This is a genomic window from Streptomyces sp. ME02-8801-2C, from assembly GCF_033793965.1.
Lineage (GTDB): Bacteria > Actinomycetota > Actinomycetes > Streptomycetales > Streptomycetaceae > Streptomyces.
In genome coordinates this window covers 755772-769773 of sequence record NZ_JARAXP010000004.1, presented here as the reverse complement: position 1 = coordinate 769773, position 14002 = coordinate 755772, and the positions used below count along the sequence as shown (strand labels likewise).

The 14002-nt window shown below is 71.3% G+C and carries 13 protein-coding genes; 3 read left to right on the top strand and 10 right to left on the bottom strand.

The window, feature by feature from the left end; genetic code table 11:
• Nucleotides 1–2 precede the first annotated feature (2 nt).
• The 6 genes from PV396_RS16645 to PV396_RS16620 all read right to left on the bottom strand — a co-directional run bounded on the left by PV396_RS16645 (nucleotide 3) and on the right by PV396_RS16620 (nucleotide 6951).
• Nucleotides 3–677 (bottom strand): hypothetical protein, encoded by a 675-nt coding sequence (locus tag PV396_RS16645; RefSeq protein WP_319205279.1) that lies wholly within the window; start codon nucleotides 675–677, stop codon nucleotides 3–5.
• Complete coding sequence (locus tag PV396_RS16640; protein ID WP_319205277.1) at nucleotides 674–2515, bottom strand: alpha/beta fold hydrolase; 1842 nt, start codon at nucleotides 2513–2515, stop codon at nucleotides 674–676. The genes PV396_RS16645 and PV396_RS16640 overlap by 4 nt, the downstream gene beginning before the upstream one ends.
• Before the next feature lie 205 nt (nucleotides 2516–2720).
• The gene (locus tag PV396_RS16635) at nucleotides 2721–3008 is read right to left on the bottom strand and encodes a hypothetical protein (protein ID WP_319205275.1); all 288 of its coding nucleotides are present in this window, start codon (nucleotides 3006–3008) and stop codon (nucleotides 2721–2723) included.
• A gap of 199 nt (nucleotides 3009–3207) precedes the next feature.
• Complete coding sequence (locus tag PV396_RS16630; RefSeq protein WP_319205273.1) at nucleotides 3208–4620, bottom strand: NAD(P)/FAD-dependent oxidoreductase; 1413 nt, start codon at nucleotides 4618–4620, stop codon at nucleotides 3208–3210.
• Between the two features lie 180 nt (nucleotides 4621–4800).
• Nucleotides 4801–6165 (bottom strand): sensor histidine kinase, encoded by a 1365-nt coding sequence (locus PV396_RS16625; protein WP_319205271.1) that lies wholly within the window; start codon nucleotides 6163–6165, stop codon nucleotides 4801–4803.
• Nucleotides 6166–6264: 99 nt separating this feature from the next.
• Nucleotides 6265–6951: a response regulator transcription factor gene (locus PV396_RS16620; RefSeq protein WP_319205575.1), complete on the bottom strand. Its 687-nt coding sequence runs from the start codon at nucleotides 6949–6951 to the stop codon at nucleotides 6265–6267.
• A 3-nt stretch (nucleotides 6952–6954) separates the two neighbouring features.
• Between PV396_RS16620 and PV396_RS16615 the strand changes: the two genes are divergently transcribed.
• Complete coding sequence (locus PV396_RS16615) at nucleotides 6955–7596, top strand: helix-turn-helix transcriptional regulator (RefSeq protein ID WP_319205269.1); 642 nt, start codon at nucleotides 6955–6957, stop codon at nucleotides 7594–7596.
• A gap of 12 nt (nucleotides 7597–7608) precedes the next feature.
• On the opposite strand, the gene PV396_RS16610 is transcribed toward PV396_RS16615, so the two are convergent.
• A complete protein-coding gene (locus PV396_RS16610) occupies nucleotides 7609–9051 on the bottom strand; it encodes an RNB domain-containing ribonuclease (protein WP_319205267.1) in 1443 nt (480 codons plus the stop codon).
• Between the two features lie 89 nt (nucleotides 9052–9140).
• Between PV396_RS16610 and yaaA the strand changes: the two genes are divergently transcribed.
• Nucleotides 9141–9923, top strand: a complete 783-nt coding sequence (gene yaaA / locus PV396_RS16605; protein WP_319205265.1) for a peroxide stress protein YaaA — start codon at nucleotides 9141–9143, stop codon at nucleotides 9921–9923.
• A 150-nt stretch (nucleotides 9924–10073) separates the two neighbouring features.
• Nucleotides 10074–10736 carry a bifunctional 4-hydroxy-2-oxoglutarate aldolase/2-dehydro-3-deoxy-phosphogluconate aldolase gene (gene eda, locus PV396_RS16600; protein ID WP_416071409.1) on the top strand — a complete coding sequence of 221 codons (663 nt, stop codon included), beginning with the start codon at nucleotides 10074–10076 and terminating at the stop codon, nucleotides 10734–10736.
• Here eda and PV396_RS16595 read toward each other — a convergent pair.
• Genes PV396_RS16595 through PV396_RS16585 form a run of 3 tightly spaced genes read right to left on the bottom strand, consistent with a single transcriptional unit; the run spans nucleotide 10711 to nucleotide 13815 of the window.
• The gene (locus tag PV396_RS16595) at nucleotides 10711–12153 is read right to left on the bottom strand and encodes a bifunctional RNase H/acid phosphatase (RefSeq protein WP_319205261.1); all 1443 of its coding nucleotides are present in this window, start codon (nucleotides 12151–12153) and stop codon (nucleotides 10711–10713) included. The genes eda and PV396_RS16595 overlap by 26 nt on opposite strands.
• A 22-nt stretch (nucleotides 12154–12175) precedes the next feature.
• Nucleotides 12176–12919 carry a zinc ribbon domain-containing protein gene (locus tag PV396_RS16590; protein WP_319205573.1) on the bottom strand — a complete coding sequence of 248 codons (744 nt, stop codon included), beginning with the start codon at nucleotides 12917–12919 and terminating at the stop codon, nucleotides 12176–12178.
• The gene (locus tag PV396_RS16585) at nucleotides 12916–13815 is read right to left on the bottom strand and encodes a Nif3-like dinuclear metal center hexameric protein (RefSeq protein ID WP_319205259.1); all 900 of its coding nucleotides are present in this window, start codon (nucleotides 13813–13815) and stop codon (nucleotides 12916–12918) included. The genes PV396_RS16590 and PV396_RS16585 overlap by 4 nt, the downstream gene beginning before the upstream one ends.
• Between the last annotated feature and the right edge of the window lie 187 nt (nucleotides 13816–14002).

The window sequence follows — 14002 nt, the reverse complement described above, 5'->3', positions numbered from 1 at the left end:
GGTCAGGCCCTCGCTTCGGACCGGGCGGAGGCGGGAGGGGTGGCGGGGCCGGACGCGGAGCTCGTGGGGGACTCTGTGCGCGGGGTGGACGCGGTGAGCGGGGTGCTAGGCGCGTGCGGGTCGAGCGGGACGAACGGGGAGACGAACATCAGCCGGGGGCCCTGGCGCAGGTCGTAGCCGGTGCCGGAGGCCAGGGCGAACTGGAAGCCCCTGACCTCGTCGGCCGGTGTGTCCTCAGCCGCGATACGGGTGCGTACGTGCTCGGTGATCAGGCGGTAGCCGGGGGTGTGCGCGGCGGCCGCGAAGCCGGCTTCGAGGCGCGGCAGGATCTCCTGGCACGCGTCGAAGACGGACTTGTCTGCGCGGCGCGTCGGGAACCAGACCAGGTGCATGGGCTTGCGGTCGACGATGCCGCTGGCGTCGCGCCAGGTGGAGGCCGAGCCGTCGTCGCTCACCGTGCGGTACAGGAAGTGGTAGTCGAACATGGCCGGATGCGGTGCGAAGAACCGCCAGTTCGGCAGGAGCGAGAAGTGGTCCCGGGTCCGGACCCGGGAGAAGTCGTGGTGGGGATGCTGGCCGGCGAAGGTCAGCAGGAGCACCGCGGCTCCGGCGATCCGCCAGGGTGCGCCCTCTCCGGTGAGGGCGTTCTTCAGCCGCGTACGTGGCAGGGATGTCATCGGACGGTCTCCTTCCGGCCGGCGGGGCGGGAGGGGCGGGCGGAGTGCGGGGAGGACGCGGCCGGGGTGGTGGGGGAACTGGAGCCCAGGTTGTCGAAGAACGCGATGACGCGGTCGGTGACCTGGTTGGCGTAGCGGCTGGTGATCAGCATGGTCTCGTGGGTGGCGCCCTCGATGACCACGGTCTCGGTGCGCGCGCCGGTGTGGGCCTCGGCGAGTTCCCTGTGGAGCAGCAGCTGTTCGGGATTGCGGTCCACGGTCCGCTGGGCGGAGACGACGAGCGCGGGTACGCCCTCGATACGGGCGAGCGCGCCGGTGAAGGACCTGAAGTCCGCCCGGATCGCCTTCCATTCGCGGCGGGCGGCCTCCCACATACGGGCGTCCGCGTACTGCGCGAAGACCTTCTTCCGGTAGGCGTACGGCAGTTCACCGATCCACACCGGGCGGTTGAGGAGGATGCCGGTGCCCAGCCGCAGCGCCCGGCCGACGGTCGAGAGGTTGCCGGCCAGGCCCTTCTCGCTCGCGCCCAGTCCACTGGCGAACTGGCCGGGGTGGGAGGAGTCCAGGTAGACGATGCCCTGGAGCCGGTCGCCCAGGTGACGGGCGGCCCGTCGGGCGAGCTCGCCCCCGATGGAGTGGCCGACGAGGATCACCTTGCGGTTCGGGGCGACGGCGCCGTTCACGAGGTCGACGAGATCCTGGACGGACTCCGACAGCCGGAAGCCCGTCGTGGCGTGGCGGTGGCTGCCGGCGTATCCGGCGCGGGCGTAGGTGATGACCCCGTACCGGGTTTCGTAGCACAGGCGTTCGGCGATCCACGCGTAGTGCTCGCTGGTCGACAGCAGCCCGTTCACCAGCACGACGACCGGCTGCTGGGGATCGCCCGGCGAGTACTCCTCGTACTGGAGCCGGTTCTTGCTCCGGGTGGTCAGCGTGCGGGAGGTGTGCCAGCCCTCGGTGGTACGCAGGCGGCGTCGCACGGCGGTGGCGGCGGCGGCGAGGGTGCCGCCCGCGAGCGCGACGGCCGCGGCGGTCAGCGCACGGTCGTCGCGGCCGGCGACGGTGGGGTGGGTCCGGGGGGCGGCGGTGTAGGCGACCAGGGGGTGGAACGCGGGGAAGGCGGTCACGAACCTGCTGAGACCCATGAAGTAGCCGTTGGCGACGTGGAACGCGGCGGCGCTTGTGATCATGGAGCGGGTCAGTCGGCCGCCCCCGGCGTAGACGAGCGGGAAGGAGCACTCCAGGGCCAGCACGCTGTGCGTGAGCAGCTTGGCGGTCTTCGGGTGTTCCTCGGTCCACCGGTGCATGCCCTCGTGCCCGTACGTACGGGTGCGCATCACGCCGCCGAGTGCGGTGGCGTCGCGCCAGGGTTGGCCGAAGAGCTTGACCCAGCCGGAGATCGCGTAGGCCATGTTGGCCTGGAGGGCGGCATACCAGACCAGCGCGTCCTTGGCCGCCGGTGACGGCACCAGGCGGGCCGCGCCGGTGGCCAGCTGCACCAGCGTCGCCACCTGGTCGGAGCCGTCGCCGCCGTAGTGGTGGCGCGGGGAGAGCAGGGCGGACGAGGTGCCGAGGAAGACGTTGCCTGCGCCCCGCCAGCGGGAGTCGCCGGGCAGCAGCATGCCGAGGGCCACGGCGGAGCGGGCGACGTGCAGGGCGGTCGTGGTCCGCACCCCGCTGACGCTGTCGACCAGACGGCGGGTCAGGGGGCCGGCGCCGGCCAGGTACTGCCGGGCGACCTCCCAGTCGTTCATGCCGCCCTTCTCGATGTCCTTGCGCTGGGTCAGGTACTCCAGGGAGGACTGCAGGCTGGACACCGCAGCCAGCCGCTCGGACATGCCGATGGCGCGATCCCTGCCGACCGGAGCCGGTCCGAACACCGCAGAGGTGATCCTTCCCGGAATGACGGGAGGAATTTTTCCGCTGAATTTCACGGGCCCCTCTTTCGTGGTAGCCTCTTGCTGCGATTTATTTGCCTCAGGGCACACTGCCGGGCCAGAACACACCTCTGGCCCGGCAGTTTTTTCATGCGCTTCGAATCGATCAGACGGTGCCACCGACGGCCGCGGCCTGCGCGTTCGCGGCGTTCGCGACGGCGTTGTTGGCGTCCACCGCGGCGTTGTTGGCCTCCACCGCGCTGGCCGCACCGACCACCTGGCCGACACCGCCGGCGACCTGAGCCAGGTCCCCCAGGGCGGCGAGCGCGTTGAGGGCGTTGGCACCGTTGATCCGGCCGATGCGCGGGGTACCGAGAGTGGGACGAGCGGACGCGAGGATGACACCCTCCACGGGGAGGTCCATACGGTCCATCGCCTTCGCAATGCTGCTCATTCGCTTTCCCTTTCGTTTAGAGGGCTTCGGAGAATCTTTTTCCGTGCCCTTCGAGAAAGAACACTACGGGCGCCCCCAGGGCCTCACATCCAGAAAATTGACGAATTTCGGAGTGACGGGCTTCACACGGATTTCACACGGTGCGGACGGCGCACCCGAAAGGCCCGGACCATGCGGTCCGGGCCTTTCGGGAAGGAGGTTATCGAATTCGGCGCAGCGCCGACGCCGCCGCGTTCGCGCCGCACATGCCGTGGGCGCCCGCTCCTGGTGGTGTGGCCGCGGAGCAGATGTACATGCCCGGCACACCGGTGCTGTACGGGTCGAGTGCGGCGCGGGGGCGCAGCACGAGCTGGAGGGCGGTGTTCGCGCCGGCGACGACGTCACCGCCGACGTAGTTCGGGTTGTACTCCTCGAAGCCGCCTGGTGAGCGGACGGCCATGTCCAGGACACGTTCGCGGAATCCGGGGGCGAAGCGTTCGATCTGCGCGACGACCGCCTCCGTGGCGTCGCCGTCGTAGCCGTGCGGAACGTGCGCGTACGTCCAGACGGGGTGGACGTCGCCGTTCGAGCGCCGCGGGTCGGCCAGGTACTGCTGGCCCACGAGCACGAAGGGCCGCTGCGGCATGCGGCCCGCGTGGATGGCCCGCTCGGCGGCGGCGACCTCCTCGTAGTTCCCCCCGAGGTGGACGGTGCCGGCCCGGCGGGCCGCCTCGTTCCTCCAGGGCACACCGTCCTGGACGGCGAAGTCGACCTTGAAGGCGCCGGGTCCGTGGCGGTACCGCCGGTACGCCCGGGCCACCCGCGCGGGCAGCCGGTCGCCCAGGATGTCGGCGACCGCGCGCGGCGCGAGGTCGAAGAGGACCACGTCGGCGGGGGGCAGGTCGGCCTGGGAGCGCACCCGGACCCCGGTCTCGATCCGGCCGCCGAGCTCCATGATCAGCGCCGCCAGCGCGTCGCTGATCGCCCGGGAACCGCCCGCGGCCACGGGCCAGCCGTGGCGGTGGCCGGCGGCGATGATGGTCAGCCCGACCGCGGCACTCGCCGGCCGGTTGAACGGGCGGAACGCGTGCGCGGCCACGCCGGCGAAGAGCGCGCGGGTGGTCTCCGACCGCCACAGCCGGGCCACTACGGCGGTGGGCAGCAGTGCCTGCGGCCCGAACCGGGCCAGGCGCAGAGGATGGCGCGGCAGATGGGCGAGGGGCCGCATGAGGTCCTCGGCGAGCTCGTCGTAGCCGCCGGCGAGCGGCCCGAACACCTGCCGCCATCTGCGTGCGTCGACACCGCCGAGACCGTCGGCCGTCGCCGCCACCGACCGGTGCAGGACCCCGGCATCGCCGGAGTCCAGCGGGTGCACGCAGTCGATGTCCGGCAGGCACCAGCTGAGGCCGTGGCGGCCGAGGTCGAGGCCGCGCAGGAACGGGGAGCCGACGGCCATGGGGTGGGTGGCGGAGCAGTGGTCGTGCAGGAGTCCCGGGGTCAGTTCGCTGGTGCGGGTGCCGCCGCCGATGGTGTCGGCGGCCTCCAGCACGGTGACCTCCACGCCTTCCCGGGCGAGGTACGCGGCGGCGGCGAGCCCGTTGGGGCCACTGCCCACCACGACGGCCGTGCTCATGGGCCCTCCTCCCGTTTCTTCGAGAATGGCTGGGCCGGGCCCTCGACAGGGCCCGGCCCGGGCCGTTTCACCACTCTGCGGAACGTGAGAAGGCCGTCCCGGCACCTTTGGGTCTCCGACATTAGGGGCCGCCACGGTCCGGCGCATTCGTAGAATTGCCTAACTCGCGCGCCAGGTCGCCTACACCGCGTCCCAGTTCATCTCCGGCTCGGGCTCCTTACGGGCATTGCGCTTGGCGTGGCGTCCGGGTTGTGGCGGGCGGGGCGACGGAACCGCCGCGGCGGGGCGTTCCACGCTCTGGACAGCGGCCTGCTCGACCAGCGGGAAATGGGCGATGAGCCACCAGCCGCCGTCGTCGGCGGAGCCCGCGGTCAGGGAGCCGCCGACCGCCTCCGCGCGTTCACGCAGACCGATCAGGCCGTAACCGCCGTCGCCTCCCGTGGGAAGGGAACTCCGGAGCTGGGAGCCGGTGTTGTGGACATCGACCCGGAGCAGGTCGTGTCCGGTGCGGTGGACGCGTACGGTCGCCTGGGCGCCCGGCGCATGCCGTCGTACGTTGGTCAGCGCCTCCTGTACCACTCGGTGGACCGCGGAACCCACCTCGGGCAGCAGACCGCTTCTGCGGGCGGCGCGGGTGATCTCGAGCTGGGCGGTGGATCCGTCGCCCTGGCCGCTGAACGCCGAGACGAGTTTGACGAGTTCGGCGTACGGCTCCTCCGGCACCTCGACGGTGGTCTGCTCGAAGGTGGTCTGCTCGCCTTCCTCACGCAGTACGCGAACCAGCCGGCGCATGGAGTCCATGGTCCGCTGCCCGGCCTCGGCGATGTTGGTCAGGATGGGGCCGATCTGCTGGGGCGCACTCGCGTGGATCACCCCGGCGGCATGCGCCTGCGCGATGATGCCCGTCACATGGTGAGCGACGAAGTCATGCAGTTCCCGGGCGAGTTGCACCCGCTCGGCGAGCCGTACGGCGGCGATCGTGCGCCTGCGCCGGGCGGCCAGGGTACGCAGGTAACAGCCGGTTCCGACCGCCCCGCCGACGGCGAACGTCAGCAGGAAGGGATAGGTCAGGGTGATTCCGGTGCCCCCGGTGCGCAGGGGTTCGTCGATGATGCTGACCCCCATCGCGGCCGCCAGCGCGAGGGCGATGCCGGGGCGGTCGACGTCGTGGCAGACGCGGGCGACCAGGACCAGCATGCAGGCCGTCTCCAGCAGCCCCCATTCGGGCATGGCCCAGCCCATGAGGCAGGTGCCCAGCGTCACCGCCGTCGATCCGGCCGCGGAGATTCCTGCCCGTAACTCGGTACTCAGGCGCGCTTCCGGCACGGTCAGCAGCGCCAGGGCGAGTGGGCCGGTCACGAGCGGCAGCCAGTCGAGGGGGCCACGCTGCCGGGACCCGATGATCCCCATGTCCACCATCCACAGCATGCCCAGGGCCAGGTACAGGGTGCGGCGGTTCAGCCACTCCCGCACGGGTGGTCGAGGGGGGCCCTGGTGCGGCTGGGTCGCTCGAGCCGAGAGTGCCGCGAGTGACGAAGTTGTCATACCACCGGAGGCTAGGCAGGCGCGTGCCTGTCCAACAGCGAGTGGAAGGATCTGTGGGCAGGGACACAGATCGACTACAGGATCACCACAGAATGACGGTCAACGTCCCATCCGGACAGCCCCGTTGGCCCAGGCCCAGGCGGCGACCTCCACCCGGTTGCGCACGCCGAGCTTGTGGTGGATGTGACCCAGATGTGTCTTCACGGTCGACAGCGACAGGCACAGCTCGTCACTGATCTCCTGATTGGTACGGCCCACCGCCACCAGTCGAGCGACCTCCAACTCCCGTGCGCTGAGCAACGATTCGGGGTCGCAGGCGCCGTCGGCCGGCGCCGACGCCCGCTCCAGCTGCTTCAGCAGCCGGAGCGTCACCGCGGGCGAGACCAGTGCGTCACCGCGGGCCGCCGCCCGCACCGCCTCGACCAGCAGCGCGGGTGCGGCGTCCTTCAGCAGGAAGCCGCAAGCTCCGTTGCGCAGCGCCACGTTGAGGTAGTCGTCCTGGTCGAAGCTGGTGACCACCACGACCCGCGTCGGGTGTGTGGCCCCGGGGCCCGCGAGCAGACGGGTCACCTCCAGCCCGTCCAGCTTCGGCATACGGACGTCCACCATGCACACGTCCGGCCGCAACGCGCGCGCCAACTCCACGCACGCGAGCCCGTCGGCGGCCTCTCCGACCACCTCGATGCCTTCCTGTGCGTCGAGGATGAGCCGGAAACCGGCCCGGACCAGGTCCTGGTCGTCGGCGATCAACACGCGTGTGGGTGTACGGCTCACGCAGCCGAGCATGCCATGGATCACGTGGCGGATCCGGCCGTCCACGGAAAGCCGACGGAGCCGACGGAGCGAACGGCCGTGGAGATCGGGCGAGTTGGCAGGATCTTGCCGCCGATCGGCCGATGCCTACTTCCGGGTATCGGTCCAATGACCGATGGCCGGGGCCCGGGAGTCACGGAAGAGTCACGACGCACCAGGCGGAATCCGCCGCTGGTCCTTGACCATCCTTTCCTTGACCCTTCTCCGAACAAGGCAGGCACCATGGCAGTGACAGTGGACAGCTCCGGCCGACTCAGCACCCGGGAACTGGAGATCCTCCTTCTGGCAGCCCACGGTATGTCGGACGCGGACATGTCCGACCAGCTGTCGATCTCGCCCCGTACGGTGGCCTCCCATATGCGCAGTATCCGGGAGAAGTTGTGCGCGAAAAATCGCACACATCTCGTCGCGATAGCACTGCGTGCGGAGATCCTCGCGCTGCGAACAGACCGAACCGAACAAAGCGAACGAACCGAACGGACAGACCGGACCGAACGGACCGACCGCCCCGAGCGCACGGACCGTTCAGCGTGGTCGGGCGGGCTGGACCGGTTGGATGAAACGTTCCGCCTGACGGGACGGAGCGGGGTTCGGACCCGGCCCCTCCGCGCCGCGTAGCTCGACGAGCCCTCACGCCGGAGCGAACCGCACCCCCGCCACCCCCATCTCGGCCCGGGTGAGCCGTACCCGCAGCCGCTCCCCCAGTGGCAGCGGAACCCCGTTGCCCTCGATCCTCGCCACCACCGCCGGGGTCTCCAACTGCACTGTCCCGACGGTCGGTCTGCGCTCCTCCACGTCCACCACGCAGCCCTCGAAGACCTCCCCCACCCGGTCCTTGAGGATCGCGGCCTCGACGATGTCCACGCAGCCGCGCTCCACCGCGCCCGCGCGTCGTCCGCCCTCGGCCATCTCCCCGGGGAGTGCGTCCAGGGCCGCCAACACCCAGTCGGGCGGGGGCTGTTCGGCGACGGCGGCCAGGCAGATCTCCGAGGCGTACCGGTCGGCCAGGCGGCGCAGAGGTGCCGTGCAGTGGGCGTAGGGGGCGGCCACGGCCGAGTGGGTCGTGATGTCCGGGAGGTCGCCGTCACGGAAGACCGTGTAGCCGGCGCCTCTCAACAGGGTCGTGCACTCCTGGAGGAAGGCCGCGTGGTGGGGGCGGCGCGGGTCGAGGGAGCGGATCAGGGCCGCGTACGACACATGGTGCGGCCAGTCGATGTGCAGGGCCTGGGCGGTGCGACGCAGACGGCCGACCGCGCCGTCCGGGGCGGCGGGAAGGGTGCGGAGTACGCCCGTCCCGTGCGTCAGCATCAGCTCGGCCGCCACCATGCCGGTGAGGAGGGAGATCTGCGCGTTCCAGCCCTCGACGGGCAGCGGTGCGCGGTACGTGAGGGTGTAGGTGTGCGCGTCCTCGACGATCTCCTGCTCGGGCACGTTCAGGGAGATTCCGCCGCGTTCGACTTCGAGGCGTTCCCGCGCCTCGCCGATGTCCTTGACGAGGGCGAGCGGCTCCTCCGCCGTTCCGGCGTCGAGCCTGCGCTGTACGTCCTCGTAGGCGAGTTTGGCTCGGCTGCGGACGAGGGCCCGGCGGACGTCCGCGGTGACGGTACGGCCCTCCGCGTCGAGGTCGATCGTCCAGAGGGCGGCCGGGCGGGTCCGGCCAGGGAGGAGGCTCGCCGCGTCCTCGCTGAGCACCGGCGGGTGCAGCGGGGTCTTCTCGTCCGGGAAGTAGAGGGTGGTGACCCGGCGGTGCGTCTCCTTGTCCAGCGTTCCGCCGGGTACGACGAACGCCGCCACGTCCGCGATGGCGTACCGGACGCGGAAACCGCCGGCCGGGCGGCGCGAGAGGTGCATCGCCTGGTCGAGGTCCGTGGAGGTGGGCGGGTCGATGGTGAGGAAGGGGATGTCCGTGGCGTCGACCGCCGGCGGGGGCGGGGCCATCGCGGCCCGGTCCGCCTCGGCCAGTACGGCGGGCGGGAAGCCGTCGGGGACGCCGAGTTCGGTGCGCAGGGCGGTGAGGGCGGCCCGGAGTGGGGCTTCGGGGGCGCCGGTCACGCGTATGTGGCGGCGGGGCATGGAACGAGCGTAGGCACAGATCCGGTGGGCCCGCCTCACCACGTAATCTGACGCGAGTCGACGCCGCGTACCTGCTTGGAGAACTCACCGTGCTCGTCCTGCTGCCCCCCTCCGAAGGCAAGGCCGCTTCGGGGCGCGGCGCCCCGCTGAAGCTGGAGTCGCTGTCCCTGCCGGGGCTGACCGCCGCCCGTGAGGCCGTGCTCACGGAGCTCGTGGAGCTGTGCGTCGGGGACGAGGACAAGGCGCGTGAGGTGCTCGGGCTCAGTGAGGGGCTGCGGGGCGAGGTCGCCAAGAACGTCAACCTGTTGACAGCGGGGGCCCGGCCCGCCGGGCAGGTCTACACGGGGGTGCTGTACGACGCCCTCGACCTCGCCTCTCTCGACGCCGCCGCGAAGAAGCGGGCCGCGCGGTCGCTGCTGGTCTTCTCGGGGCTGTGGGGTGCCGTCCGGATCACGGACCGGATCCCCTCGTACCGGTGCTCGATGGGGGTGAAGCTGCCGGGGCTCGGGGCGTTGGGGGCGCACTGGCGTGCGCCGATGGCGGGCGTTCTGCCCGAGGTGGCCGGGGAGGGGCTTGTTCTCGATCTGCGGTCGTCCGCTTATGCGGGGGCGTGGAAGCCCAAGGGGGAGATTGCCGGGAGGACGGCTACCGTGCGTGTGCTGCATGCGCCTTCCCGGAAGGTTGTCAGTCACTTCAACAAGGCGACCAAGGGGCGGATTGTGCGGAGTCTGGTGAGTGCGGGGGTGGTGCCCTCCGGGCCCGGGGAGTTGGTTCAGGTGTTGCGGGATCTGGGGTATGTCGTGGAGGTTGCGGTGCCTGGGAAGGGTGGGGTGGCGTGGGGGCTTGATGTGTTGGTGGACGAGGTTCATTGACGGGCGCCCAATGGGAGGGGGGTGCTTGTTTTTTTGGCGGGTGCTGCGCCGTTGTGGCTTGTCGCGCAGTTCCCCGCGCCCCTAGGGGGTTCCACCGTCCTATTGCAGAGAGCGCAACGGCCTTTGCGCGCAATGCAAGGCGGGGGCAGGATGAGGTGCATGTCGAGCCTTCCTGCGCCCCTTGTCTCCGTTCTTGATCTTGCGGGCGTTGTTCCCGTGGTTGTTGTCGAGGATCTCGGGGACGCCGTGCCGCTTGCTCGGGCGCTTGTTGCCGGGGGGTTGCCGGCCATCGAGGTCACTCTGCGTACGCCCGTCGCGCTCGAGGCCATTCGGGCCGTCGCCGATGCCGTGCCGGGCGCTGTGGTCGGTGCGGGCACCCTCGTTTCGCCGGCGCAGGTGTCCGACGCCGTCGCCGCCGGGGCCCGCTTTCTTGTCAGCCCGGGCTGGACGGACGTACTGCTGGAGTCCATGCGGGCGTCCGGGGTGCCGTTTCTGCCCGGGGTGTCGACCGCGTCCGAAGTCGTCGCGTTGCTCGAGCGCGGGGTGAGCGAGATGAAGTTCTTTCCGGCGGAGGCAGCCGGTGGCACCGCGTATCTGAAGTCCCTGGCCGGCCCGCTCCCCCAGGCCCGGTTCTGCCCTACCGGGGGGATCGGTCCCGCGAACGCGCCGGAGTATCTCGCGCTGCCCAACGTCGGTTGTGTGGGCGGGAGTTGGATGCTTCCGGCGGATGCGATCGCCGCGCGCGACTGGGAACGGGTCGAGACGCTGGCCCGTCAGGCGGCGGCGCTCAGCGCAGGTGCGACGTGTCGTTGAAGAGCCGTACGCTCGCGTTGCCGTCCGTGTAGTACGCCACCGCCGACAGCGAGGCCGCCGAGAGCTCCATGCGGAACAGGGACTCCGGTGGGGCGCCCAGGGCCAGGCGTACCAGGGTCTTGATCGGGGTCACATGGGTGACCAGCAGGACCGTACGGCCCGCGTGGGCCGCGATCAGCTTGTCGCGGGTGACGGCCATCCGGCGTGCGGTCGCCGCGAAGCTCTCGCCGCCGCCCGTCGGTTCGGCGTCCGGGGAGGCCAGCCAGGCGTTCATGTCGTCCGGGTAGCGCTCGCGCACCTCGCCGAAGGTCAGGCCCTCCCACGCGCCGAAGTCCGTCTCGCGCAGGCCGTCGTCGATGGTCACGTCGAGGCCGAGCCGGGTCGCGACCGCGGCGGCGGTCTGGCGGGTGCGGGTCAGCGGCGAGGCGATGATCGCCTCGATCGTGCCGCGCGCGGCCAGGGCGGCCGCCACGCGCTCGGCCTGGTCCCGGCCCACGTCCGAGAGGGACGGGTCCGTGCCGCCGCTGCCCGAGAAGCGCTTCTGGGGGGTGAGGGGGGTCTCGCCGTGGCGGAGGAGTACGAAGGTGGCGGGGGCGCCCATGTCCGCGGGGGCCCAGCCTGTGCGAGGGGTTGCCACCCTGTGCGCGGCGCGGGTGTCAGCTTCGGTCTTCTCGGCCGTCGTCACAGTGCCGGCCGGTGGGGGCTGGTCGCGCAGTTCCCCGCGCCCCTTTGGTGGGACGCCTGAGCCTGTGGTGCGAAGTTCCGCCTCGGTCTTCTCGGCCGTCGTCACAGTGCCGGCCGGTGGGGGCTGGTCGCGCAGTTCCCCGCGCCCCTCAGGTGGGACGCCTGAGCCCGCGCTGCGAAGTTCCGTCTCGGTCTTCTCGGCCGTCGTCACAGTGCCGGGCGGTGGGGGCTGGTCGCGCAGTTCCCCGCGCCCCTCAGGTGGGACGCCTGAGCCTGTGGTGCGAAGTTCCGCCGTCGAAGCCGCCGCCGACCACTGTTCGCCGCGCTTGCCCGCGTCCATCGCCTCGTTTGCCAGGCGGTCCGCGTGCTTGTTGCGCTCACGCGGGATCCACTCGTACGTCACCTGCCCGGCGACCGGGTACACCTGGGCCGCCTCGGCCGCCAGGGGCTTCATGTCCGGGTGCTTGATCTTCCAGCGGCCCGACATCTGCTCGACGACCAGCTTGGAGTCCATGCGGACGCGGACGGAGGCCGTGGGGTCGAGTGCGCGTGCCGCGCGCAGGCCGGCGATCAGGCCCCGGTACTCGGCGACGTTGTTGGTGGCGATGCCGATGTACTCGGCCGCCTCCGCCAGCGTCTCGCCCGTGGCCGCGTCGATGACGACCGAACCGTAGCCCGCGGGACCCGGGTTGCCCCGGGAACCGCCGTCGGCCTCGACCATGAACTCCCGCACGCCACCTGCTCCTTAAGGACCTTTACAGACCGGACTCGGAGGTACGCACCAGGATGCGGCGGCAGTTCTCGCAGCGCAGTACGGCGTCGGGGGCGGCGGCCTTCACCTCGTTGACCTCGGTGATGTTCAGCTCCAGGCGGCAGCCCTCGCAGCGGCGCTGGTAGAGGCGGGCGGCGCCCACTCCACCCTGCTGGAGGCGCAGCTTGTCGTACAGCTTGAGGAGGTCCTCGGGCACCGAACCCGCGATGACCTCGCGCTCCTTCGTCGCCGTGGCCACCTCGCCGTCGAGGGACTCGTACGCCGCCTCGCGCCGCGCGGTCGCGTCGTCGATCTTGCCCTGGACCGCGCCGACCCGCTCGGTCAGCTCGGCGACCCGCTCCTGCGCGGACTCACGGCGCTCCATGACCTCGAGGACGATGTCCTCCAGGTCGCCCTGCCGCTTGGCGAGGGAGACGATCTCGCGCTGGAGGTTCTCCAGGTCCTTGGGCGAGCTGACGGCGCCGGAGTCCAGGCGCTGCTGGTCGCGGGTGGCGCGCTGGCGCACCTGGTCCACGTCCTGCTCGGCCTTGGTCTGCTCGCGGCCGCAGTCGCTCTCCTCCGTCGTCGCGGCCACCAGCAGGTCGCGCAGTTGCGTGAGGTCCTTGGTCAGCGACTCGATCTCGGCGTGCTCGGGGAGCGACTTGCGCTTGTGCGCGAGCTGCTGGAGGCGGACGTCGAGGGCCTGGACGTCGAGAAGGCGGATCTGGTCGGCGGGCGCGGCGTTCAGTTGGGGGCTCCCAGTGCTTCGGATGTTGCAGCAGATGTGGTGGTGGACGCCGCGTGGGCGGTCCAGGGGTCGGTGACCGTCGCGGACACATGGACCCGCAGGCCCCATCCGTTCCGGTCGGAGATCTCGTCGAGCTGGGCGGCGGCCAGCTCGCACCAGGGCCACTCGGTGGCCCAGTGCGCCGCGTCGAGCAGCGCGAGGGGGTTGTGGGTGCCCGTGCCGGTGCTGTGGGCACTGTGGGCGCGGGCCTCGGATGCCGGGTGGTGGCGCAGGTCCGCGGTGAGGAAGGCGTCGACACCGGCCGCGCGTACGTCGTCGAAGAGGCTGTCGCCCGAGCCGCCGCTGACGGCGACCGTGCGCACGAGGGCCTCGGGGTCGCCGGCGACCCTGATGCCCTGCGCGGTCGCGGGCAGCCGTTCGGCGGCGCGGGCGGCGAACTCGCGGACGGTCAGCGGGTGGTCCAGCTCGCAGACCCGGCCGAGGCCGCGTCGGCCGGCGGGGTCGGAGGGGTCCGGTACGAGGGGTCGTACGACGCGCAGGTCGAGGGCGCCGGCGAGGGCGTCGCTGACTCCCGGGTCGGCGCGGTCGGCGTTGGTGTGGGCGACGTGCAGGGCGATGTCGTGCTTGATGAGGGTGTGCACGACCCGGCCCTTGAAGGTGTCCGCCGCGACCGTGGTCGTCCCGCGCAGATAGAGCGGGTGGTGGGTGACCAGCAGATCGGCGCCCAGCTTCACGGCCTCGTCGACGATGTCCTGGACGGGGTCCACGGCGAACAGGACGCGGGTGACCTCCTGGTCGGGGTCGCCCGCGACCGTGCCGACCGCGTCCCACGACTCGGCCCGCTCGGGGGGCCAGAGGGCGTCGAGCGCGGCGATGACTTCAGACAGACGGGGCACGAAGCAAGGCTACCTGGCTGGTCTGGGCGCCTGAACCGGTACGCCCACACCCTCTGGCGTCCCGCCCCGATCAGCACATGCGCCCCCGTTTCCTCAGGCGAATCGTTACTTGGCCACCCTTATGTGTGAAATGGGCGCTGTCGGGTCCCCCGCCCGTGCGCGCGAAAACTACCTTCGTCGCCGGAGG

What these genes read in the sequence shown, in the direction of transcription:
- PV396_RS16645 (WP_319205279.1), bottom strand. Translation starts at nt 677, where the DNA reads ATGACATCCCTGCCACGTACGCGGCTGAAGAACGCCCTCACCGGAGAG.
- PV396_RS16640 (WP_319205277.1), bottom strand. Translation starts at nt 2,515, where the DNA reads ATGTCCGAGCGGCTGGCTGCGGTGTCCAGCCTGCAGTCCTCCCTGGAG.
- PV396_RS16635 (WP_319205275.1), bottom strand. Translation starts at nt 3,008, where the DNA reads ATGAGCAGCATTGCGAAGGCGATGGACCGTATGGACCTCCCCGTGGAG.
- PV396_RS16630 (WP_319205273.1), bottom strand. Translation starts at nt 4,620, where the DNA reads ATGAGCACGGCCGTCGTGGTGGGCAGTGGCCCCAACGGGCTCGCCGCC.
- PV396_RS16625 (WP_319205271.1), bottom strand. Translation starts at nt 6,165, where the DNA reads ATGACAACTTCGTCACTCGCGGCACTCTCGGCTCGAGCGACCCAGCCG.
- PV396_RS16620 (WP_319205575.1), bottom strand. Translation starts at nt 6,951, where the DNA reads ATGCTCGGCTGCGTGAGCCGTACACCCACACGCGTGTTGATCGCCGAC.
- PV396_RS16615 (WP_319205269.1), top strand. Translation starts at nt 6,955, where the DNA reads ATGGATCACGTGGCGGATCCGGCCGTCCACGGAAAGCCGACGGAGCCG.
- PV396_RS16610 (WP_319205267.1), bottom strand. Translation starts at nt 9,051, where the DNA reads ATGCCCCGCCGCCACATACGCGTGACCGGCGCCCCCGAAGCCCCACTC.
- eda (WP_416071409.1), top strand. Translation starts at nt 10,074, where the DNA reads ATGAGGTGCATGTCGAGCCTTCCTGCGCCCCTTGTCTCCGTTCTTGAT.